This is a genomic window from Tahibacter aquaticus, assembly GCF_004363655.1.
Taxonomy (GTDB): Bacteria; Pseudomonadota; Gammaproteobacteria; order Xanthomonadales; family Rhodanobacteraceae; genus Tahibacter; species Tahibacter aquaticus.
Map to the genome: position 1 here is coordinate 160,649 of NZ_SNZH01000010.1, position 23,468 is coordinate 184,116.

16 protein-coding genes are annotated in these 23,468 nt (G+C 66.4%); 11 read left to right on the forward strand and 5 right to left on the reverse strand.

Going from position 1 to position 23,468, the window contains the following annotated elements; genetic code table 11:
- The first annotated feature begins 26 nt into the window (after positions 1 to 26).
- A complete protein-coding gene (locus tag DFR29_RS16655) occupies positions 27 to 1,409 on the forward strand; it encodes an L-serine ammonia-lyase (RefSeq protein ID WP_133819740.1) in 1,383 nt (460 codons plus the stop codon).
- A 43-nt stretch (positions 1,410 to 1,452) separates the two neighbouring features.
- On the opposite strand, the gene DFR29_RS16660 is transcribed toward DFR29_RS16655, so the two are convergent.
- From DFR29_RS16660 to DFR29_RS16670, 3 genes are all read right to left on the reverse strand, one after another.
- Positions 1,453 to 2,211: a hypothetical protein gene (locus tag DFR29_RS16660; RefSeq protein ID WP_133819741.1), complete on the reverse strand. Its 759-nt coding sequence runs from the start codon at positions 2,209 to 2,211 to the stop codon at positions 1,453 to 1,455.
- A 228-nt stretch (positions 2,212 to 2,439) separates the two neighbouring features.
- The gene (locus tag DFR29_RS16665; RefSeq protein ID WP_133819742.1) at positions 2,440 to 3,015 is read right to left on the reverse strand and encodes a glycine zipper 2TM domain-containing protein; all 576 of its coding nucleotides are present in this window, start codon (positions 3,013 to 3,015) and stop codon (positions 2,440 to 2,442) included.
- Between the two features lie 96 nt (positions 3,016 to 3,111).
- Positions 3,112 to 3,858, reverse strand: coding sequence for an alpha/beta hydrolase (locus tag DFR29_RS16670; protein WP_133819743.1), 747 nt, complete (start codon positions 3,856 to 3,858; stop codon positions 3,112 to 3,114).
- Positions 3,859 to 3,925: 67 nt separating this feature from the next.
- Here DFR29_RS16670 and DFR29_RS16675 point away from each other — a divergent pair, with 67 nt between their 5' ends.
- Together DFR29_RS16675 and DFR29_RS16680 are read left to right on the forward strand one after the other, a co-directional pair.
- Positions 3,926 to 6,343 carry a winged helix-turn-helix domain-containing protein gene (locus tag DFR29_RS16675; protein ID WP_166654148.1) on the forward strand — a complete coding sequence of 806 codons (2,418 nt, stop codon included), beginning with the start codon at positions 3,926 to 3,928 and terminating at the stop codon, positions 6,341 to 6,343.
- Positions 6,344 to 6,579: 236 nt separating this feature from the next.
- On the forward strand, positions 6,580 to 8,145 hold the full coding sequence (locus DFR29_RS16680; protein ID WP_166654149.1) for a hypothetical protein: 1,566 nt from the start codon (positions 6,580 to 6,582) through the stop codon (positions 8,143 to 8,145).
- 169 nt (positions 8,146 to 8,314) lie between these two features.
- On the opposite strand, the gene DFR29_RS16685 is transcribed toward DFR29_RS16680, so the two are convergent.
- Positions 8,315 to 9,598, reverse strand: coding sequence for an alkaline phosphatase PhoX (locus tag DFR29_RS16685; RefSeq protein WP_208113623.1), 1,284 nt, complete (start codon positions 9,596 to 9,598; stop codon positions 8,315 to 8,317).
- A 328-nt stretch (positions 9,599 to 9,926) separates the two neighbouring features.
- Between DFR29_RS16685 and fusA the strand changes: the two genes are divergently transcribed.
- The 8 genes from fusA to DFR29_RS16725 all read left to right on the forward strand — a co-directional run bounded on the left by fusA (position 9,927) and on the right by DFR29_RS16725 (position 21,858).
- Positions 9,927 to 11,969: an elongation factor G gene (gene fusA, locus DFR29_RS16690; RefSeq protein ID WP_133819746.1), complete on the forward strand. Its 2,043-nt coding sequence runs from the start codon at positions 9,927 to 9,929 to the stop codon at positions 11,967 to 11,969.
- 345 nt (positions 11,970 to 12,314) lie between these two features.
- Complete coding sequence (locus DFR29_RS16695) at positions 12,315 to 12,857, forward strand: PepSY domain-containing protein (protein WP_166654150.1); 543 nt, start codon at positions 12,315 to 12,317, stop codon at positions 12,855 to 12,857.
- A 336-nt stretch (positions 12,858 to 13,193) separates the two neighbouring features.
- Positions 13,194 to 14,636: a catalase gene (locus DFR29_RS16700; protein WP_133819748.1), complete on the forward strand. Its 1,443-nt coding sequence runs from the start codon at positions 13,194 to 13,196 to the stop codon at positions 14,634 to 14,636.
- A gap of 104 nt (positions 14,637 to 14,740) precedes the next feature.
- Positions 14,741 to 14,884, forward strand: coding sequence for a DUF3096 domain-containing protein (locus tag DFR29_RS16705; protein ID WP_133819749.1), 144 nt, complete (start codon positions 14,741 to 14,743; stop codon positions 14,882 to 14,884).
- 83 nt (positions 14,885 to 14,967) lie between these two features.
- Positions 14,968 to 15,519, forward strand: coding sequence for a GNAT family N-acetyltransferase (locus DFR29_RS16710; RefSeq protein WP_133819750.1), 552 nt, complete (start codon positions 14,968 to 14,970; stop codon positions 15,517 to 15,519).
- 144 nt (positions 15,520 to 15,663) lie between these two features.
- Entirely contained in the window at positions 15,664 to 17,499 is a 1,836-nt protein-coding gene (locus DFR29_RS16715; RefSeq protein ID WP_133819751.1) for an autotransporter assembly complex protein TamA, read from the forward strand.
- Positions 17,496 to 21,230, forward strand: coding sequence for a translocation/assembly module TamB domain-containing protein (locus DFR29_RS16720; RefSeq protein ID WP_133819752.1), 3,735 nt, complete (start codon positions 17,496 to 17,498; stop codon positions 21,228 to 21,230). Before DFR29_RS16715 ends, DFR29_RS16720 begins: the two co-directional genes overlap by 4 nt.
- A 205-nt stretch (positions 21,231 to 21,435) precedes the next feature.
- Entirely contained in the window at positions 21,436 to 21,858 is a 423-nt protein-coding gene (locus DFR29_RS16725) for a GNAT family N-acetyltransferase (protein ID WP_133819753.1), read from the forward strand.
- Between the two features lie 272 nt (positions 21,859 to 22,130).
- Here the strand turns inward: DFR29_RS16725 and DFR29_RS16730 are convergent, their stop codons facing one another.
- The gene (locus DFR29_RS16730) at positions 22,131 to 23,465 is read right to left on the reverse strand and encodes a sensor histidine kinase (RefSeq protein ID WP_133819754.1); all 1,335 of its coding nucleotides are present in this window, start codon (positions 23,463 to 23,465) and stop codon (positions 22,131 to 22,133) included.
- Between the last annotated feature and the right edge of the window lie 3 nt (positions 23,466 to 23,468).

Sequence of the window (23,468 nt, forward strand, 5' to 3'; positions counted from 1 at the left end):
CCTAGCCACCGCCGGAATCGTTTTTCATGGGCGTCAGCGTATTCGACATCTTCAAGATCGGCATCGGTCCGTCTTCCTCGCACACGGTCGGCCCGATGCGCGCAGGAGCGCGCTTCGTCAGCCACTGGCTGGAGGAACGCGGCCTGCTCGACCGCGTCGCACGCATCCGCGGCGAGCTGTTCGGCTCGCTCGCCCATACCGGCCGCGGCCACGGCACCGACAAGGCCGTGCTGTGCGGCTTCGAAGGTGAATGGCCCGACCGCATCAACCCGGACATCATCGAGGGCGCGGTCGAGCGCATCCGCAACAGCAAGCGCATCCGCCTGCTGGGCAAGCACGAAATCGATTTCGACGAAAAACGCGACCTGGTTTTCAACAAGCGCCAGAAGCTGCCGTATCACACCAACGGCATGCGCTTCACCGCCTACGGCAGCAACGAGGAAGAACTGGCCACGCGCGACTACTACTCGGTCGGCGGCGGCTTCGTGGTCAACCATGACGAAGCGGCGGAAGACCGCATCGTGCCCGATACCACGCCCCTGCCCTATCCCTACCACAGCGGCGACGAACTGCTGCAGCAATGCGCCGAATCGGGCAAGACCATCGCCGAAGTGGTGCTGGCGAACGAACTGTCCTGGCGCAGCGAAGCGGACATCCGCAGCGGCCTGCTCACCATCTGGAAGGCCATGCAGGCCTGCGTCGCCCGCGGCATTCGCGAATCGGGCGTGCTGCCCGGTGGGCTCAAGGTGGTCCGGCGCGCGCCGAACATGCAGGCGGAACTGCTGGCACGGCCCGAGGCAGCGCTGAAAGACCCGCTCACCATCCTGGACTGGGTCAATCTCTACGCCCTGGCGGTGAACGAAGAGAACGCCGCCGGCGGCCGTGTCGTGACCGCACCGACCAATGGCGCCGCCGGCATCGTTCCCGCGGTGCTGCATTATTTCGACCGCTTCTGCCCGAGTGCGAGCGAAGACAGGATCATCGATTTCCTGCTCACCGCCGGCGCCATCGGCATCCTGTACAAGGAAAACGCCTCGATCTCCGGTGCCGAAGTGGGCTGCCAGGGCGAAGTCGGCGTGGCCTGTTCCATGGCTGCCGGCGGGCTGACCGCAGCACTCGGCGGCAGCATCTACCAAGTCGAGAATGCCGCCGAGATCGGCATGGAACACAACCTCGGCCTGACCTGCGATCCGATCGGCGGCCTGGTGCAGATTCCCTGTATCGAGCGCAACGCCATGGGGGCGGTCAAGGCGATCAATGCCTCGCGCATGGCCCTTCGCGGCGACGGCAAGCACCGCGTGTCGCTGGACAAGGTGATCAAGACCATGCGCGATACCGGCAAGGACATGCAGGACAAGTACAAGGAAACCAGCCGCGGCGGGCTGGCGGTCAACGTCATCGAATGTTGAGCGGCGCGGCGGCGCGGCATCCGGGTCCGCCGCGCTTGCCGGCTCAATCCTGCCAGTCGCAGGACTCCTGCGTTTCCATCGCCCGCTCGGCGGCCTTCTTGGCCGTTGCCGGATTGTATAGACCTACATAACGTCCATATTTGCGCGCCGCGGTTTCGCCCAGGCTTTCGTCCGGCGCGTAGGCACGGGCGAAGCGCGTCGACTTGCAGCGCACCACGTTGTGGCCGCGCTTGAGCAGTTCCTGCGCCGCCAGCTTGCCCTGCTCGATCGGTGCCCGCGGCTGTGCCGGCTCCTGCGGCGCCGGCGCCAGGCGCAGGCTGCCATCGGCGTTGTACAGGCTGGGTGCGCTGGGCGTGGCGACGATGGCATCGACACCTTCCGCCGCCGCAGCCGGCGCCGCTACCGGGCGCTGGCCGCGTTCGCGCCGCAACGGCGCCGGTGCATTGCGCGCCGTGCCGCCCTGGGGCGAACTGACCGACAGCGGCGGCAGCTCATGCACCGCTGCCGGCAGATCCTGCGGCGGCGCCACTTCGATCAGGCTGACCTGGATCACATCGCGCCGGTTTTCCACAAAGGGCTTGGCCCGCATCGCATCGCGCACCAGCCAGATCAGCAGCAGATGGGCCAGGATCGCGACGAGAATCGCCACGGCCACGCGGCGCCAGTTCACATCCGGCGCACGCCAGCGCAATTCGTGCAGCATGGCGCGGCGCATCGGCAATACGCGCGCGGCCACACGCGCCGGATCGATCGGCGGGGCACGCGGTGGCTCAGGCCGGTTGAGCTGCGGATCGGCGCTCATGCAATCAGGCAATGGGGGGAGCGCGCAGTGTAGCCAGGGGCTGTCGGGCAGAGATTACGAAAGGGTTAGCGCGCTGCGGGACGGTAGGGTTCGCTTCAGCTGAGCCGACGCAGAAAAACCACGGGCACCCGAAGGTGCCCGTCGTCCCGATCCGGCACCATCCTGGTGCCGGTGTGTCTGCGCTCTTACGTTGAGCGAACGGCGCGGCGCTTCAAGCCGCTGGCCGCCTTATTCCGCCGGCGTTACGCCGCGGTCAACCCGGACGCGCAGGCGATTGCCCGGGTGATGATCCATCGTGGTGTGGAAAACGTCGCCACGATAACGGTAGGTGACCTGGTAGCCGACGATCTCGTCGTTGCCGCGCCAGGCGGTCTGTTCACGGCAGCGGGTTTCGTAGTCGGTGGTATAGCCGCCGCTGGTTTCGTAGTAGTCGCCACGACGCTGCGAGGTGTTGTTGCCGACCGCGCCGCCGATCACTGCACCGGCAATGGTGGCGGCCTTGCGCCCGTCGCCCTTGCCGACCTGGTTGCCCAGGGCACCGCCGATGACCGCACCGAGCACGGTGGCGCCGGTGTGATTGCGGCGGGCCGTATAGCCCGGCTCATAGCGCTCGACCGGCTGGTCGTAACAGACTTCGCGGCTTACCGGGCGACGCGAACGTTCGATGATGGGATCGACGTCGACCACGGTTGCCCAGTCATAGCGCGTGTCATAACGACCGTAGTCGTCGCCGCGACGGGCAAGGGCCGGACCGGAAAGCGCCACGCCAGCCACCAGGGCCAAAGTGAGAGGAATGTTCTTCATACCGCCTCCTGCTCCGGGCACCATGCCCGTTCGTATGTCTCACAAGGTAGGGGCGACGGGATGAATTCCTAGTTAATTCCAGCAGTTACGTGGCGTTCATTCAGTTTGCAGGGGAACTTGTGACGGCGATGTATGGAATGTTTCGGCCTGTGTCCAGCCCAGCACGCGCCGAGCCAGGGCCGCCGCGTCGCGGCCCAGCAAAGGACCGGTATGACTGACGCCGGGCAAGATCCACAGCTGCGCCGCGCAGGCAGCCGCCAGGTTGCGACTGGACTCGGTGGGTACGTCACCGTCGGCGCTGCTGGCGATGACCAGGATGCGGCAATCCGGCAGTTCGACATTCAGCCCTGTCACGGCCTGGTCCAGCACTGCCGCTGACTCGTCGCGCCAGTGCCGGAACGCGTAGAGCACGGCCGCGTCATCCGCATCGGGCAGGCTGCGCTGGCTGCTGGCCAGGCGACGCCGGCTGGCCCAGGGAATGATGCCTGCTGTATCGACCCGCCGGCCTGGCCGCGGTGCGATGCCGGCCGGCGGCAGGGGATTGACCAATACCAGCCCACGGGCTTGCACTTGGCGGGCGATGGCCAGGGCGATCAGTCCGCCCAGGCTGGCGCCGACAATCACCGGCCGCGACAGCCCTGAGGCCGCCGCACGCATCTGTGCGAGGTAATCATCGAGCAGGGTTGCGCCGAGTCCCGCTGCCAGCGGCTGCAGGTCGGGCGCGTACAGGGTCGCTGCGTGTGCACGCCAGACGCGCTGCCAGATCGCCCATTCCCAGCCGCCGCCGCCGGCGCCATGAATGGCGAGCGTGGATTCGGGCGGACATACGCAGGACGACGGCATCGCCGCATTATGGCGATTCGCCCTGGCCCATGGCGCGCCGCGGCAAGGGCAAGCTACGCTGCCGGCGATGCCTGCCCCGACCTACCGCTTCGGCGACTACCGCCTTGACCCCGCCACCCGCGAATTGCAGCGCAGCGGCGAGCTTGTCGCCCTGCCGCCGCGTGCCTTCGATTGCCTGGCCTACCTGGTCGAGCGGCGCGAACGCGCCGTCGGCCGCGACGAACTGATTGCCGCGGTCTGGGGCAAGGCCGAGGTGTCCGACACCTTGCTCGCCCAGACCATATTGCGCGTGCGCCGTGCCGTCGGCGACACCGGCAACGAACAGCATGCCGTACGTACGGTGCCGCGTTTCGGCTACCGCTGGGTAGTGCCGACCGAAGTCGTGACAGCGCCCGAACGCGGCGAGCCTCGCCGCGAAACGGCGGCGGCTTCGCTGGCGATACCCGAGCCACCCGCCGCAGCAGGTGCGGCCCCCGCGGCAACGCAAAGGGCACCTTCCCGCACCGCACCACCCGTCCAGCCGCCGTCACCTCGGCCCCTGTGGCCCTGGCTGGTCGCCGCGGCCGCTGCGGTTCTGCTTGCCCTTGGCCTGTGGCGGCTAAGCGCCGACAAACCCGTCACTGCCACCGGCAGCGGCACCGAGCCGCGCCTGAGCAGCAACGCCGCGATTGTGCTGCCGGTCGAACTGGACGAAGGTGCCGAATGGTCCTGGGTGCGCCTGGGCGGCATGGATTTCATTGCTTCGCACCTGCGGGCCAGCGGCCAGGCGGCGCTGCCCAGCGATACCACCCTGGTGCTGCTGGCCCGCCAGCCCGCGCCACGCAGCACGGCAAGCGACCTGAAAGCTGCCCGCGACAGCGGCGCGCGCCTAGTGCTGCAGCCGCAGGCCCGGCGCCTGGCCGGCCAATGGCAGGTCAGCATTGCCGCCTACGCCACCGACGGCAGCCGGCGCCAGGGCGAAGGCCGCGCCGACACGGTATTGCAGGCCAGCGAACAGGCGCTGCAACAGTTGCTGGGCGCGGGACTGGCCGAGCCGCGAGCCGGCAGCCAGCGCGCCGAACACTTGCAGCGTGCCGAAGCTGCCTTGCTGGCCGACGATCTGGCCACGGCCCGGCGCGAACTCGATGCCGTCGCCGCCAGCGCCGACGATGCGGAGCTGGCCTATCGCCGCTCGCAGATCGACTTCCGCGCCGGCGACTACGAAGGCGTCGACCAGCGCCTGTTGCCGCTGCTGCAAAAGCTCGATGCCAAGACCCAGGCCGGCCTGCGCGGCCAGGTACTCAACGGACTGGGCTCCATCGCCATACGGCGCAACCAGATGCTCGCGGGCGAGCGCTACTTCAGCGAAGCGGTGAACCTGCTGCGCAACCGCGGCGATGCGCGCGCCCTGGGCCAGGCCTATACCGGCCTGGCGATAACCCAGGCGGCGCAGCACCGCTTCGACCTGGCACTGGGCACGTTCGCCCACGCCCGCGTCGAGCTGGAAAAGGCCGGCGACGAACTCGCCGTGGCCCGCGTCGACGCCAACCTCGGCATTCTCGACATAGAACGCAAGCGCTATCCGGAAGCCGTGACCGGCCTGCGCCGCGCCGCGGCGCGCTTTGCCGCCTTCGGCGCCGTCAACGAGCAGCTGACCAGCCTGATCGGCCTGGCCCGGGCGCAAGCAGAAATGCTCGATACCGCCGGCGCCAGCCAGACCGCCGACGAGTTCTGGAGCCTGGCCGCACGCAGTGCCAGCCCGCGCCTGCGTCACCAGATGGCCGTGGTGCGCGCCGATGTGCTGGCCCAGTGCGGCCGCCTGCAGGAAGCGCGCAACCTGCTCGCCGGCCTGCGGCGCGAACTGGAACTGCCCGCCGAAAACGATACCCAGGCCCGCGCCGATGCCGTGCTGGCGCGCCTGGCCCTGGCCGACGGCGATGCCGCCCTGGCCCTGAAACTGTCCGACGCCGGCCTGGAAGGCCTGCCCGAAGAACAGTTCGAACGCGAACGCGCCCAGCTCTGGCTGCTGCGCCTGCGCGCCCTGCGCGGGCTGGAACGGTTCGACGAAGCACGCCGCCGCCTGGAAGAATTCCAGCACTGGGCCGGCAGCACGCACGACCCCGCCGCGCCGCTTTACGCCGGCCTGGCCAGTGCCGAGCTGGACTGGGCGCAGAACCGGCGCGAGCCGGCACGCCAGCGCTATGCGGAACTGCTCAATCAGGCCGACCAGGCCGGCGTCGCACTGGATCTGGCCCTGGTAGTGCAAAGCTACGGCGGCGCCCTGCTCGATGCCGGCGACAGCGAGGCCGCTGCGCCGGTGATCGCCCGTATCGCGCGCTGGGCCGATGCGGATTTCGGCTGCGCCCTGCTGCAGGTCTGGGCGTATTGGGCCCAGGGCGACCTGCCGGCCTGGCAGCAGGCGCTGCAAAAAGCCCGCGGCCTGGCGGGCGAACGCCCGATCGCCCCCATCCTGACCCAGCCACCGCAGCCGGCGCAGATCCACTGAGCTTGCCGCAACGTGATGGCCATCACATTGGCGAACCCCGTACGAGTACAAAAAACCCAAACAGAATCAACAAAGTGATGGAAAAGTAAGGCAACGTGAAACGCCGCCGCATGGAGCGTGAAAGCAGTTGTGCGCCCAGCACCAATACTGCAGCCGTCTGCCGGTCGGCCCGCCTCCCCACGCCCCCCGCCGGCCTTCCGGCAGACCTTCTTTCCGCACCATCGAGGGTCTACCGCATGCGTGTCCGTGTCATCGCTGGCCTCGTCGGCCTGATCCTGTCCAGCACCAGCCTGGCAGGCACCTTCCATTCCGTCGGTCAGCCAGGCAGTCAATTGATCAGCCTGTCCGAACACGGCCGCATCGGCGCCGGCAGCTTCTTCGGCCAGGGCGCCTTCCGCTGGACCAAGGCAAACGGCGCTGTGCTGATCGATCGCTACCAGGCCATCCAGGGCATGAACAGCTGGGGCCAGCCGCTGGCCGGCCAGGCGCAGGATGCGAACCAGAGCTGGGTCGCCGCCATTGCCTATAGCAATGCCGAGTTCTTCGATCCCATCCTGGTCGGCGGCCTGCCCGGCGCACAGTCCGTCGACGGCATGCTCAGCGCGGGCTACGACGTCGCCGACGACGGCAGCGTGGTCGGCCTGGCCTATAACGCCGACAACAACGCCGTCGCATTCCGCTGGCATGCCGCCAGCGGCATCAGCGAACTGCCGCGCTTGAATCCGGATAGCTATTCCCGCGCCAATGCGGTCAGCCGCGACGGCCGCGTCGTGATCGGCTGGAACGACACTGACGAGGGCTACCGCCGCGGCGTGAAATGGGTCGACGGCAAGATCAGCGAATTCCTCGACGCCGATGGCCTGCAGGTCGGCGAAGCCCTGGGCACCAACCGCGACGGCAGCAGCATCGTCGGCAACGGCGCCGGCAAGATGGGCAACGAGGCCTGGCGCTGGACCGCGGCGACCGGCCTGCAAGCCATCGGCATCATCGGCACCGGCAGCTTCTTCGACCAGGCCTATGCCTTCGGCGTCAGCGACGACGGCAATCTGATCGGCGGCGGCAGCGGTGCCGGTCCGGAGCGCAAGGCCGTGCTGTGGACGCCGCAGACCGGCATGATCCTCCTGACCGACTACCTGGCCCAGCACGGCATCACCTATCCCGACGGCTGGAGCTTCAACGCAGTGACCGCGGTTTCCGGCGACGGCCTGGTCATCGGCGGCTGGGGCTACGATCCGGACAACGCGGTCAATTCCTTCGTCATCGAGCTGGACAACGTGCGGCCGCAGCAGGTCATCGTCGAAGCCCATGGCAAGGTGTTCTGGAACGACATCGCCGCCGGGCCGTTTGCCGGCGTGGCCGCCGACGCGCCCGTCACCATGAGCTTCCGCATGGAGCCGAAAGGCTACGAAGTGGAAACTGGAAAGTTCGTGCGCTACCCGATCGTGCTGCCCAGCTTCCGCTTGCAGGCCGGCAGCGCCAGCGACACGCTGTCGGGCGATGTGCCCTTCCCGCCCACCAACGGCCTCGCCAACGACTACCCGCGTTCCGACGGCATCCACATCTTCGACACGCCTCTGGTCACCCCCGCCACATCGATGGAGTTCGAACTGTTCAATCCGGGCGGCGACCTGTTCGACTCGGTGGAACCGAACAACATCAACCGCACCTTCGGCCCGGGTATGTTCGAGAAGGTTGGCTGGTCGGTGACCGAAGGCCAGGGCGGCCAGCACGTCATGGTCATCGACCTCGAATCGGTCACGATCGAAGACGAGTGCTCGATCTTCTGCGGCCGCTTCGACTGAAACCCGGCATCCCGCAGGGTGCGATGAGCGGCAGCGAATTGCACCGCGAGGCATTCCCGCCGACTCCGTCGCGGGACCTGGCGGCGCAATTCGCTGCGCTCATCGGCGCCCTACGTTACTGCCCTGCGCCCGCCTTCGACCGAAGGCGGGTTTTTTTATCAGTCGTATTTTATTGCGCGATGCGCGGCTCGAAGCCTGACTGCAGGATCATGTCGCCCGCATAGAACGGCCCGCTGATCTCGTACGTGATGCCGCCGCTGGACTGGCCGGTGGTGCCGCGCTGCGACGAGAAATACAGGCGCGAACCGTCCGGCGAAAACGCCGGGCCGGCGATTTCCGAACTGTCCTGGCCGACCACCTGCAGGAACGGTAGCACCTGGCCTTCCGGCGCCAGCAGCACCAACTGCAGATTGCCGCCGTCCTCGGCTACGTAGACGAAACCCTTGGCATCGACGATCAGATTGTCCACGCCGGTGAGTTCCGGCTGGGCGAACCACGCATCGTCGTAGAAGATCTCGATCATGCCGCTGCGCGTGTCGTAGGCGTAGACGCGGTTGTCGCCCTTGGTGGTGAAGAACACGATGCCATTGTGGAAATAAATGCCTTCGCCCCCCTTGAACACGGTGCTTTGTGCCACCTGCAGGCGCGTCGCGGTCTGGCCCAGGGCCAGATCAGGGTTCGGATTGGGCACGGCGTGCCAGGTCACTGCCCGCGGCACGTTCTCGTCCGCACCGACCGCCTCGGCCACTTCCAGAAGGCCGGTACCGAAATCCGGATAGGCCGCCGGAGTGAAGCGATAGAAACGTCCGCTGGACTGGTCTTCGGTCAGGTACACCCGCTGCGCCACCGGATCGACCGCAATCGCCTCGTGCTTGAAGGTGCCCAGCGCAGCGCGCTTCACCGCCGGCCGTACGCCGTAGGGGTCGCACTCCCAGCTATGCCCGCTGTCGGTTTCCTCGCAGGAAATCCAGGTGCCCCAGGGCGTGGCGCCGCCGGCGCAATTGCTGCTGGTGCCGCTCAGAATCGAATACGCATCCACCACGTCGCCGGCCGCGTTGAAGCGCAGCGCGCCGCAGCCGCCCTGGGCCGAGCCGACTTCCGCATTGCTCACATAGATCCAGCCGCCGTCGCTGGTCGCGAACGTCGCGCCGCCGTCCGGCGCGCGGTGCCAGCTGTACGAGCCGCCCGCCACCGGCGGCTGGCCGGTGCGCGCGACCACGCGCGAGCTGAAGCCGGCCGGCAGGCGAATGCCGTTCGCGTCCGGCGGCTCCAGCCCGGCGCGCAGTGCGTGGATCAGCTGTGGATTCATCGCACGCAGGCGCTCCCAGCCGTGTACCGCCCGCGTCGCCTCGTTGATGCTGGCGAACGCGCGCGGGCCTACCGTCAACACGCCTGCCGCTGCCATCGCGCGCAGCAGAAAGCCGCGCCTGTCCATGCTCTTGCCGAGTGCCATCCCGACGTCTCCGTAAAAAAGGAGGCGCAAGGGTGCGCAGCACAGATGTAAGCCAGTTTTCGCGCAGATGACAGAACCGCGCCAGCGCACGAAGCTGCAACGCCGCGCACGAATCACGCCAGGGCTGCGCTTTGCACCCCGCCGTGGCGCGCTTGTCGCAATGCAGCTTGACGCTTGCATGACAAGGGGCAAGGCTAGCCCGGCGTGGTCGCCCGTCGCGACTGCGTACCCGCCATGACCGCCCGCCCCACGCTGCCTGCCGGGGCATAGCGCCTTTTGCGGACGACCATGACGGCCCTGTTTCCACGCTCGTTGGGAGGGTTACGTCATGTCCTACACTACCGAAGGCATCCGAAACATCGCGCTCGTGGGCCACGCGAGCGCGGGCAAGACAACGCTGTTCGAAGCCCTGCTGCAGTCAGGCGGCCTGATCCAGACCCAGGGCAGCGTCGAGCGCGGCAGCACCGTGTCCGACTTCGACCCGATGGAAAAGGAACGCCAGCACTCGATCGCCGACACGATCGCCTCGATCGACCGCGGCGACTGCCACATCAACCTCATCGATACGCCGGGACACCCGGAATTCCGCGGGCCTACCCTGTCGGCACTGGCCGCAGTGGAAACCTGCGCCATTGTGGTGAATGCACACAATGGCATCGAGTACTCGACCCACCGCATGATGGAGTACGCCAAGGCGCGCAACCTCTGCCGCGTACTGGTCGTCAATAAGATCGACGGCGGCAACTGCCGCGCGCTGGTGGAGCAGCTGCGCGAAACCTTCGGCCCCGAGTGCCTGCCGATCAACCTGCCCGCGCAGGGCGGCAAGTCCGTCGTCGACTGCTTCTTCAAGCCCGACGGCGTGGCCGACTTCGACAGCGTTGCCGCGGCGCACCAGCGCATCATCGACCAGGTGGTCGAAATCAACGAGACCGTGATGGGCCACTACCTCGACGAAGGCGAGCAGGGCCTGTCCGGCGAAGAACTGCACGACGCGTTCGAGCAGTGCCTGCGCGAAGGCCACCTGGTGCCGATCTGCTTCGTCTCGGCACGCACCGGCGCCGGCGTCAAGGAGCTGCTGGAACTGATCGAGCGCCTGGCGCCCAATCCCAAGGAAGGCAACCCGCCGCCGTTCGTCAAGGGAAGTGGCGCCGATGCCACGCCGATCGAGGCCCAGCCCGACCCGGCCGCCCACGTCATCGCCGACGTGTGGAAGATCGTGAATGATCCCTTTGTCGGCAAACTGAGCATTTTCCGCGTCTACCAGGGCACGGTGAGGAAAGACACCCAGCTGTTCATCGACGACGGCAAAAAGCCGTTCAAGGTCGGCCACCTGTTCAAGCTCAAGGGCAAGGACCACGTCGAGATCGACCAGGCCATACCCGGCGACATCGCCGCCGTCGCCAAGATCGACGAAATCCATTTCGATGCGGTATTGCACGACTCCCACGACGAAGACCAGATCCACCTCAAGCCGCTGGAATTCCCCGTCCCCATGTTCGGCCTCGCCGTGGAGCCGGCGCACAAGGGCCAGGAACAGAAGCTGGCCACGGCCCTGGCCAAGCTCGGCGAGGAAGATCCCTGCTTCCGTGTCGACCACAACAAGGAACTCAACGAAACCGTGGTACGCGGCCTGTCCGACCTGCACCTCAAGCTGATGCTCGAGCGCATGAAGGAACGCTACGGCGTGGAAGTGAAATCGCGGCCGCCGCGCATCGCCTACCGGGAAACCGTCGGCACCCAGGCCGAAGGCCACCACCGCCACAAGAAACAGACCGGCGGCGCCGGCCAGTTCGGCGAAGTGTTCCTGCGCATAGAACCGCTGGAGCGCGGCGGCGGCTTCGAATTCGTCGACGCGGTCAAGGGCGGCACCATTCCGGGCCAGTTCCTGCCGGCCGTGGAAAAAGGCGTGCGCCAGGTGCTCGACCATGGCGCGGTCGCCGGCTACCAGATGCAGGACGTACGCGTCACCGTCTACGACGGCAAATACCATCCGGTAGACTCCAAGGAAGTCGCCTTCGTCGCCGCCGGCAAGAAAGCCTTCCTCGACGCCATCGCCAAGGCGAGGCCCACGCTGCTGGAGCCCGTGGTCAACCTCGAAGTCTTCGTACCCGACAACCACATGGGCGACGTGACCGGCGGACTGGCCAGCAAGCGTGCCCGCATCAGCGGCACCGATTCGCTGCGCGGCGGCGAAATCATCATCAAGGCGCAGGTGCCGCTGGCCGAGGTGACCGACTACCAGACCGAACTCAAATCCCTCACCGGCGGCCGCGGCCGCTATGCAATCGAATTCAGCCACTACGAAATCGTGCCGGCCCAGGTACAAAAGCACTTGGTGGATTCGTATAAACCGCGGCATGAAGAGGATTGAACGACCAGTCATCCGCTCGGCAGTGCGCGCAAGGCCGCATGCTGGCCTTGCGCGGGGTTTGCCATTGACTCGACATCCCGCTTGAGCCCTCCCCTGCAGGCCGTTGAAAGACGATGGGTGGAACCGACGGTTCGCGCATCGTGCTGAACGCCTAACGGCCGCAGGGTTGGATGCGGATGGTGTTTCGTGCCAAAAATCGGAACGTCGGGCATACGGCGTTCCGATCGCGCCCCCAACTAAAGACATAAGCCTGCAGACCCATGCCAAGCATGGTTCTTCAGGCCGATGAACAGCCGCCTCAAGCCGGGCATAGTCAGGAACCGCACTCCGCCAAAGCTTTTCCGCATGCGCGCCGGCTATCTCAATCGCAAGGTTCACTACTGGCTGTCCGTCTGGCTGGCCCTGCCCATGGCCCTTATCTCGGTCACCGGCCTGCTGCTGCAGTTCAAGAAATCGCTGCCCTGGGTACAGCCGCCGGAGCAAAAGCGCGAGCTGGCCCTGCCCATCGCCGAATGGCCCGTGCTGCTGGCCGCGGCCCAGGCCAGTCCGCAACTGGGGGTAAGCAGCTGGAAAGACGTGGAGCGGCTGGAACTGCGCCCGTCCAAGGGACTGATCAAGCTGATCGGCAAGAATGGCCAGGAAGCCCAGTTCGACGCGGGCAGCGGCCAGCTGCTGCAAGTGGAGCTGCGGCGCTCGGACACCATCGAAGCCTTGCACGACGGCTCATGGTTCGGCGACGGCATCAAGTTCGGCTGGTTTGCGACCAGCGCCTTCGGCCTGCTGCTGGCCACCCTCAGCGGCATCTGGCTGTTCGTCGAGCCGTATGTGATGAAAGCCCGCCGGCGCCGGCGGCAGGCACGCGAATCGGCGCTGACTCTCGCCAGCTGAACAAGGCGACTTGTCGGACATTCAAAGTAGGTCGGGACAAGCCGCAGGCGCGCTCCGACCTCGAGGTATCAAACCAGCAAAGAACCGATGCCGAAGAAGTCTTCGTTTCGCCGGAACACCGGCAAGGGCGTTCCTTCGGCAGGGGGTTTTTGTTGCGGAACCACCTCGATGTCGGAGGCGCCTGCGGCTTACCCCAACCCGTTCACACAATTACATTTTTAAATAAATATCTTTACTCGCATAGCGAAAGCCTATCGCTTCCATCTGCCCAATCGATTTGCCCTATCACCCATGCAGACCTAGTCTTGCCGCGTCCCCCGCCCACGAGCAGACGCCATGAGCAGCAAGACCCTCACTACCGCCGCCGGCCGCCCCATCGCCGACAACCAGAACAGCGAAACCGCCGGCCCGCGCGGCCCGGCCACGCTGCAGGATTTCTGGCTGATCGAAAAGCTCGCCCATTTCGACCGCGAGCGCATTCCGGAACGCGTCGTGCATGCCAAGGGCTCTGCCGCCTACGGCACCTTGCGCATCACCCATGACATCAGCCGCTTCACCAAGGCCAGCGTATTTTCCGCGGTCGGCAAGGAAACGCCGGTATTCCTGCGCTTTTCCACCGTCGCCGGCGAACGCGGCGCGGCGGATGCGGAACGCGACGTGCGCGGCTTCGCGCTGAAGTTCTATACCGAGGAAGGCAACTGGGATCTGGTCGGCAACAACACGCCGGTATTCTTCATCCGCGATCCGTTGAAATTTCCCGATTTCATTCACACGCAGAAGCGCGACCCGATCACCAACCTGCGCAATGCCACCTCAGCCTGGGATTTCTGGACGCGCCATCCGGAATCGCTGCATCAGGTCACCATCCTCATGAGCGACCGCGGCCTGCCGCGCAACTATCGCCAGATGCACGGCTTCGGCTCGCACACCTACAGCTTTCTGAATGCGGCGAACGAGCGCTTCTGGGTCAAGTTCCATTTCAAGTCGCGCCAGGGCGTGGTCAATTTCACCGACGCGGAAGCAGCCGCCGTGGTCGGCGGTGATCGCGAAAGCGCACAGCGCGACCTGTTCGCCGCCATCGAGCGCGGCGAATTCCCCAGCTGGAACGTGCGCGTGCAGATCATGTCCGAAGCCGATGCAGCAACCTATCGCATCAACCCCTTCGACCTGACCAAGGTCTGGCCGCACGCCGACTACCCGCTGATCGACGTCGGCATCCTCGAACTCAACCGCAACCCGGACAATTATTTCGCCGAAGTCGAGCAGTCGGCCTTCAATCCGGCCAACGTGGTGCCCGGCATCGGCTTCTCACCCGACCGCATGCTGCAGGGCCGCCTGTTCTCCTACGGCGATACCCAGCGCTACCGCCTCGGCGTCAATCACGGCCTGCTGCCGGTGAACAAGCCGCGCTGTCCGTTCCACAGCGCCCATCGCGACGGCGCCATGCGCAGCGACGACAACGGCGGTACCGATCCGAACTACGAACCCAACGGCCGCGACGGTCCGCGCGACAATCCGGCCCTGGCCGAGCCGCTGCTGCACGAAGCCTTCGGCGGCACTGTCGCGCGCTACGACCATCGCGAAGACAGCGACTACTACAGCCAGCCCGGTGCGCTGTACCGGCTGATGGACGAAACGCAGAAGCAGGCACTGATCGGCAACATCGCGCGGCATATCGCCGGTGTCGATGCAGCCATCCAGCGTCGCGCGGTAGCGCATTTCGCCCAGGCCGACGCGGACTACGGCGCACGCCTGGCCGCGGCCTTGAACCTGGCCTGACAGGGTCTTCGCCGCGGCCGCCGGTTGGCCGCGGCGAACACGGCACCTACACGCCCGCCCGCTACACTTCAGGCCGCATCTGGCCCAACAACGGAGTGTCTGCAATGGTCGTGAATGTTTCCGCGCTACTCGCCCTGATCGCTGGCATCCTGATCCTGATCCAGCCCCGCCTGCTCAACTACGTCGTGGCGATCTATCTCATCGTGGTCGGACTGATCGGCCTGTTCCCGCGACTGGTTTCCTTCTAGCACCGTTCGGCGCTCTGGATTCGCTGCATACAATCGGGTGGAATGGGCGTCCTGCTCCTTCCACCCGACGGCAATGACGCGGCATGTTCGAGGTTCTGCAGACTCCCGGCGAGATCGACAGCCTGCGCACGCAGCGATTGCTGCTGCGGCCGTTGACGCTAGACGACGCACCAGCGTACTGGCCGCTGGTCAGCGATGCGGACATCCTGCGCCATGTCGGCGAACCGGTGCGTACTTCGCTCGATGAAGTCCGTGCACTGCTGCGCGACAAGCCTCTCGCCGACTATTGCCGGCATGGCCACGGCCGCCTTGGCGTGATTGAGCGCGACAGCGGTCGCCTGGTCGGCTGGTGCGGCTTGAAAGTCGTTCCCGACCTGGGCGGCGAGATCGATATCGGCTATCGCTTCCTGCCCGATTGCTGGGGCCGCGGCTATGCCACCGAAGCCGGTCATGCCGTCATCGGCCACGGCTTCGCCCACCTGCGGCTCACGCGTATCGTCGGCATGGTCGTGCCCGCCAACCTTGGCTCGGCACGCGTGCTGAGCAAGCTCGGCCTGGTGTTCGAACGCCAGGTCGTGATGCCCGGTCACGCCGAACCCGTACTGCTGTATGCGATCCAGCACGCCGCCGCCTGACGTTCGCGCGCTCCGCCGGCATCGCCGCCCACAATGCAACATTTCGCCAAAGAACAGTGATTTGCCTCACTGCCTGCGGCGCAGCGGGTGCCGGCCAAACACCGACCCTGCTATAAGATCGACTCGTTTGCACGGATCGGAAGCATGCCCGAGAAGGACTACCCGACCTCGCTGCCCGGCGCGCCCCTGAGCACGCCAGCCGCCAGCCGGCCCGCGGCCGCCATTGCGCACATCGCTGCGCGTACGGCCTGGCTGCTGCTGTTGTGCGGTACCGGCGCGAGTGCCGCCACCATCACCACCACCGTCGGCGGCATCGACGGCGAACTCAAGCTGGCCGCATTGGCCGGACTGGATCTGAACCAGTACGCCGGCCGCGAAGTCAGCGCCGCGCAGGCACGCCGCCTGTACGAGCGTGCTCCGGCGCAGATCGCCGCGGCGCTGGAGCCTTACGGCTACTACGACGCCAAAGTCAGCGGCGATCTGAAGGAGACACCGCAGGGCTGGACCGCGACCATCAACGTCACCACCGGCGACCCCGTCAGCGTCACCACGCTGGATCTGAAACTCGACGGCGAGGCACGCCAGCTCAAATCCGTACGCAGCGCACTGCGCGCGTTCGAGCCCAAGCTTGGCCAGCCCATGAACCACGCCGCCTACGAGCGCGGCAAGGCGGTGATCCAGGCTGCCCTGTTCGCCGACGGCTTCCTCGATGCCAAGCTCAAGACGCACCGCGTCGAAGTCAGCCGCAGCGACCACAAGGCAGCCATCAGCCTGGCCTGGGAACCCGGCCAGCGCTACCGCATCGGCAAGACCAGTTACGAAGGCGCGCAGTTTCCCGTCGAATTCCTGCTGCGCTACCAGCCCTGGAACGAAGGCGATTTCTATACACAAGACCAGTTGCTGGCGCTGCAGCAGCGCCTCAACGACGCCGACTATTTCTCCATCGTCGACGTCAACCCCGACATCGAGAACGCCGCCGACGGCGTGGTGCCGATCAAGGTCACCCTGGCACCGGCCAAGCGCAGCATCTATACCGGCGGCATCTTCGTCGGCACCGATACCGGCTTCGGCGTACGCGGCGGGCTGGACCGGCGCTGGATGAACCGGCGCGGCCACAAGCTCAAGAGCGAAGTCATCGTCGCCCAGCGCCTGAAGACCGCCTCGGCCCTGTACCAGATACCGCTGCCCGGCCCGGACAACCGCAGCCTCAACTACGGCATCAACTACCGCGACGAGAACACCAAGACCACGCGCTCAAAAATCACCACCCTGGTGGCCAGCGAAACGCGCCAGTGGATGGGCTTCACGCGCAACCTCGGCCTGCATTTCCAGACCGGCGATTTCGAGATCGGCGACCGCAAGGAAGTGGCTTTCCGCGGCAACTCCACCATCCTCTATCCGGAAGCCGCGCTCACGCGCAAGCGCGCCGACGACCCGCTGTTCGTTCGCCGCGGCTACTCGCTCAGCCTGCTCGCCCGCGCCGCCGCCGAAGGCGTGCTGTCGGATACCAACTTCGTGCAGCTGCGCGGCGACGTGAAATGGATACGCGCCCTGCAGCCGCGCCAGCGCCTGATCCTGCGCGGCAGCGTCGGCACCAGTTGGGTGGACAAATTCGACGTGCTGCCGCCGGACCTGCGCTTCTTCGCCGGCGGCGACCGCTCCATCCGCGGCTATGCCTACCAGACGGTCGGGCCGGAACGGATCGTCGATCCGACCAAGGCCCCCGTCGTGATCGGCGGCAAGCACCTGATCGCGGCGAGCGCCGAGTACGAATATTACTTTCGCAGCAAATGGGGCATAGCCACCTTTGTGGACGCTGGCGACGCGTTTTCCGGCACCAAGTTCCATCCCAAGATAGGCACCGGCATAGGCCTGCGCTGGCGTTCGCCGGTAGGCATGCTGCGCTTCGACCTGGGCGTACCGCTGCGCGAGCCCAAGGACGGCGTGCAGATCCACCTCGTCATAGGACCTGACCTGTGAAGCGCTGGCTGAAATGGATCATCGGCGCCGTTGCCGCCCTGCTGCTGGTGCTGGCACTGGGCCTGCTCTGGCTGCTGCAGACCGAATCAGGCGCCCGTTTCGCACTGGACCGGGCGCTGGGCGCCACGGCGGGCAAGCTCAGCATCGGTTCCAGCGAAGGCAAGCTGGCCGGACCGCTGGTACTGCACCAGGTGCGCTGGCGCGACGCCGGCGTCGACGCGCAGGTCGGCAAGGTCACGCTGGACGTGGCCATTCTTGCTCTGCTGTCGAAAACCGCCCATGTGGAAAACCTCGAAGCCAGCGACATCGTCGTAGCCACGGCCACGCAGCCGCCGCAGCCCGCTTCGAACGAACCATTCAGCCTGCAGCCACCGCTGGACATCCGCGTCGACCGCGTGCTGCTGGAACGCATTGCCGTCAGCCACGACAGCCAGCCCGTCTTCGATGCCGACAGTTTCTCCGCCAACGCCTGGTGGGGTTCCAGCGGACTTGTCGTCAAGCAGCTCGCCCTGCGTGCAAAACAGGGCGAAGTCGATCTCGACGCCGACCTGCAGTCCTTCAGCGACTACCGCGGCAATGCCAAGGGCCGCTTCCGCTGGCAGCTCGACGGCACCGATTACGCTGGCACCCTGGATTTCGGCAACGACGGCAATTCGCCCAGGCTCTCGGTCGCGCTGGCGCAACCCATCGTGCTCACCGCCAGCGCAGCCAGTGCCGGCGGCGGCATTGCACTGGACCAGCGCGACTGGGACGTGCGCGTGCAGGCGCCGGCGTTCGATCCGAAATTGCTGCTCAAGGACAGCACGCTGAAATCGCTGGCGCTGGATATCGCCGGCAAATTCAGCACCAAACGCGGCGAATTCGGCGGCACCGTCGATATCGACCAGCGCCGTGTGCTGGTCGGCCCTGCCGTCTACACCCTGGATGCGACTCAGCTGACCATCGAATCGCTGGCGCTGCGCGCCAGCGATGTGCGCGGCGAACTGAAACTCAGCGGGCAGGTACCACTGGGCGAGCAGGCCGGCAGTGCGGACCTGAAGCTCGGCTGGACCGACGTACTGCTGCCGGCGGAACTCGCCGGCCAGGAACTGGCCAGCCAGGGCCAGGTGGACTTTGCCGGCAATGCGGAAAAGTACACCGTCAAGGGCCAGCTGCAGCTGGGCCAGCCCGGCAAGCCCATGGACATCGCGCTCGCCGTCAACGGCAGCAGCGATATCGTCCACCTGCGCGAAGTGCGCATCGAGCAAAAACAGCAGGCGAAGGCCGGCTTCCTGCTGGCCAGCGGCGACGTGCTGCTCAAGCCGGTACTCGGCTGGAAACTCGACGTACAGGCCAGCCAGCTCGATCCCGGGGCATTTGCGCCGGAATGGCCCGGCGCGCTGAACTTCACGCTGGCCAGCGAAGGCCGCAGCGAAGAAAAAGGCATCAGTGCCACGCTCAAGCTGGACAAGCTCGATGGCAGCCTGCGCCAGCGCCCGGTCAGCGGCACCGCCGATCTGAAGATCGCACCGGAGTTCGTCGTCGACGGCACCCTGGCATTGGCCTCGGGCCAGAGCAACCTCGCCATCCAGGGCCGTGGCGGCAAGAACACCACCGACGCGCAGATCGGCTTCAGCATCGCCTCGCTCGCCGACGTGCTGCCCCAGGCACAGGGCCGCGTGCGCGGCCAGTTCCAGCTCAAGGGCAAATGGCCGGCCTTGGGCCTGAGCGGCAATCTCAACGGCCAGAACCTGGTGCTTGAGCAGAATCGCGCCACCTCGCTGGAAGTGAATGTCGATGTCGCCGACATCGGCGCGCCGCGCGGCAACCTCGAACTGCTCGCCACCGGCGTGACCGCCGGCGGACAGCAATTCGACCGCGTCAGCCTCGACGGCAAGGGCGACCGCAGCGCGCACGAACTCGTGCTCAACGCCCGCGGCGATGCGCTGTCGGCGCAGTTGCAGTTGCGCGGCGCGCTGGCCGGCGAAAACTGGAGCGGCACGCTGAACCAGCTCAAGCTGGCCCTGAAAGACCAGCCCGAGTGGAATCTCGACGCGCCGGCCAGCCTGTCCTGGCAGGCCGGCGTGGCCAAGCTGGGCGACCTGTGCCTGGTCGCCAACGGCCCCAAGCTCTGCGTCGCCGGCAACCAGGCGGCCGACGGCAGCGCCCAGGGCAGCTATCGCATCGAACGCCTGCCGCTGGCCATGCTGGCGGCCCTCGCCTCGCCCGACGCCACCTTCCGCCTCGACGGCGAGATCAACGGCGAAGGCGATGTGCGCCGCAGTGCCAAGGGCGAACTCAACGGCAGCGCGCGCATAGCCTCGGCGCAGGGCCGCATCGCCTATCCGGACCGGCCCGAGCAAGCGCTGCTGCAATACGACAACCTCAGCCTCAGCGCCACGCTCGCGCCGCAGCAGCAGCGCATCACGCTGCAGGCGCAGCTGTCCGACAACGGCCGCATCGACGGCAACATCGCCGTCGACGGTGCCGAGCAGGCCCTGTCGGGGCAGATCCAGATCGCCCTGGGGAGCATTTCCTTTGTGGAATTGTTGTCGGCCGAAGTGGTGAATGTGAAGGGCCGCGTCGACGGCCGCATCAACCTCTCCGGCACCGTCGCCAAACCCGCGCTCAGCGGCACAGTCGGATTGGACGGCTTCGCCGCGGAAATCCCCGAGGCCGGACTCAAGCTGGTCGACGGCAAGGTCGGCGTCGACATCGACGGCGCCGGGCGCATCGTCGTCAGCGGCGGCGTCAGCTCGGGCAAGGGCCGCCTGAACGTATCCGGCAACGGCGGCCTGGCCGACGACGCACCGCTGGAAGTGAACATCGAAGGCCAGGATTTCCTCGCCGCCGACATTCCCGCCGCCCACGTCATCGTCGCGCCCAAGCTCAGCGTCAAGCGCAATGCACAAGGCCTCTACGCCAGTGGCGAAGTCGGCATGCCCAAGGCCGACATCGACCTGACCAAGCTGCCCGGCGGCGGTGCGGCCAAGACCTCGCCCGACGTGATCATCGTCGACGCGGACAAGGTCGACAGCAAGGACGCCCTGCCCGTGACCGCCGACATCACCTTGCGCCTGGGCGACGACGTCAAGCTCAAGGGCTTCGGCCTCGACGGCGACCTCAAGGGCCAGCTGGTCGTGGTCGAGCGCCCTGGCCGCCAGACCATAGGCCGCGGCGAAATCCGCGTCGGCGGCACCTACAAGGCCTACGGCCAGGATCTGAAAATCCAGACCGGCCGCCTGCTGTTCGCCGGTACCGCAATCGACAACCCCGGCCTCGACCTCAAGGCCGTGCGCGAACTCAAGGAAGTCACCGCCGGCCTGCGCGTACAGGGCACGGCCCAGGTGCCGGTACTGACGGTGTTCTCCGAGCCGGCGATGGAACAGTCCGAAGCACTTTCCTACCTGATCACCGGACGGCCGCTGTCGGCACTGAAGAGCGGCGAAGGCGACCTGGTCGGCGCGGCCGCACAGGCGCTGGGTTCCGCCACCGGCGACCTGCTCGCCAAGGGCATAGGCGCGCGCCTGGGCGTCGATGCCGGCGTCAGCGACAACGCGGCCCTGGGCGGTGCTGCTCTTACCGTGGGCAAGTATCTTTCTCCCAAACTGTACCTGAGCTACGGCGTCGGCATCTTCACTCCCGGCGAAGTCATCACCCTGCGCTACAAGCTGTCGCGCATGTGGGAGCTGGAAGCGCAGAACGCGACGACGGAAAACCGCGCAGGGCTGAATTACCGCCTGGAAAAATGAAGAAAAAGAGAAATCGTAGGTTGGGACAAGCCGCAGGTGCGCCCAACACCGGGGTATATCACCATCAAACAGCCCATGCCGAAGGAAGGCCCGTCGCCGGAACACAAGCAAAGCGTTCCTCCGGCACAGGCTTTTGTTGCGGGAACTCCTCGATGTTGGGGTGCGCCTGGCGGCTTACCCCAAACGACGTATTGAGGTGACAACGATGGAATGGAAACTCGATAGCGACAGCGTCGACTGGGACGAACTGTCCAATCTCTATCGCATCGCCCCCTTGGGCGAGAAGAAACCCGCCGACCTGCGAACGTCCTTCGGCAACAGCCGCTATACCTGCTTCGTCTACGCCGACGGCATACTGGCCGGGGTCGGGCGGGCACTGGCCGACGGCGTCGATTGTTCGTATATCTGCGACGTCGCCGTACATCCGCAATACCAGGGCACAGGCCTGGGCCGCGACATCGTTACGCGGCTGCGCGATCTTTCCGCCGGACATCGCAAGATCATTCTGTATGCGAATCCGGGCAAGGAAGGCTTCTATCTGAAACTCGGCTTCAAGCGCATGCGCACGGCGATGGCGATCTTCGCCAACCCGGCGCGGGCGGTGGAAACAGGCCTGGTCGAGGACTAGCGGCGCACTTTTTCAGAGTGCGTTCACCGCGAGCGCCAGCACCGCGAGGCAGGCGAAATTCCTTCGTCCCACTGGCTGGCGGCGCAATTCGCTGCGCTCGTCAGCGCCCTGCCACAGCGCAGCGCGGTTACCCGCAGGGTTCGATGAGCAACGCGAATTGCACCGCCAGGCATCGCAGCCGGCCTCCGTCGCACGCATTACGCGGCGCAATTCGCTGTGCTCATCGGCATCGGCGCCCTATCGGCCCACATCGCGCTGCCGAGCGGCGAGACTCAACCCTGCACCGGATCGCAAGGCGAATCGCCATCGCCAGGCGATATCGCGGCGGGGAACTGCACCGTCGCAACCGTGCCCTGGCCCAGTACGCTCTGGATCTGCAGCGGCCAGGCAAAGCGGTCGGACAGGCGCTTGACGATGGTCAGACCTACGCCATGGCCGCCGCGCTGGCTGCGCTCGGCGCGGTAGAACGGCTGGAAGACGTGGGCGAGTTCGTCGTCGCTCATGCCTACGCCCGTGTCTTCGACGCGCACGAAATCCTTGCCGATGGTGACGACGACGCGGCCGTGTTCGGTGTAGTGGCAGGCGTTGCGCAACAGGTTCCCCACCACCACCGACAATACGCGCGGCGACGCGTGCAGGCAGAAATCGCCGTCGCGCTGCAGGACCAGGTGCACCGGCTTGTTTTCCAGCAGCGGCCGCACCTGTTCCATTTCGTCAGCCACCAGTTCACCGATCAGGAAATCTTCTTCCGGCAGGCCGGTATCGGATTCCCGCGCCAGGATCAGGAAGGCTTCGATCAGCGCTTCCATGTCGCGCGTGGCCGCACGGATACGGCGCACGGAACGGCGCGCGAAGGCGGTCAGCTGCTCCTCGTCGTCGAGCACGTCGGCGGCAAGCTTGATCACAGTCAGCGGGCTGCGCAATTCGTGGCTGGCATCGCGGGTGAAATTGCGCTCGCGCTCGACGAATTCGTCGATGCGCGTGGCGAAGCTGTGCAAGGCGCGCGACAGCACTTCCACATCGTGGTCGACATCGCCGGGCAGGTTGTCCAGGTCGAGCGCGGCCAGGTCGGGCTGCTTGGGGTCCCAGTCGCGGACTACGCTGGCCAGCGCCACTACCGGCGACAGGGCCTTGCGCGAGGCGCGATAGGTCAGCCAGGTGGTGAGATAGATGATCAGCAGCACCACCGTCAGCGGCACGAAGCCGAACAGGAATGCCAATTTGTGCACTTGTTCCTGACTGAACACCAGGAACAGCCAGCCCTGCTCGGCCTGGCTCACGTACACCAGTTCGTTGCGGCCGCCGCCGCGCACATGGTGGTAGCCCGCGCCCAGCGGGCGCAGTTCCTCGGGCAGGCCCGGGCGCTGCGCCTCGTCGGCGATCAGGTAGCCGCGCAGGTTGTAGGTATTCGGCAGCTCCGCCGCCGGCCGCTCCTGCAAGCGGCGGAAATAGTGCTGCGCCTCGTCTTTCAGCGCCTGCTTGATCAGCAGGTCTTCCAGTATCGTGGCGGCGCCGTAGACGCCGACCACGGTAGCGAAACTGATCGCCGCCAGTTGCAGTACGAAGACGACCCAGATCTTGCGTCGAATGCCAGCCGGCCGCCGCATCGA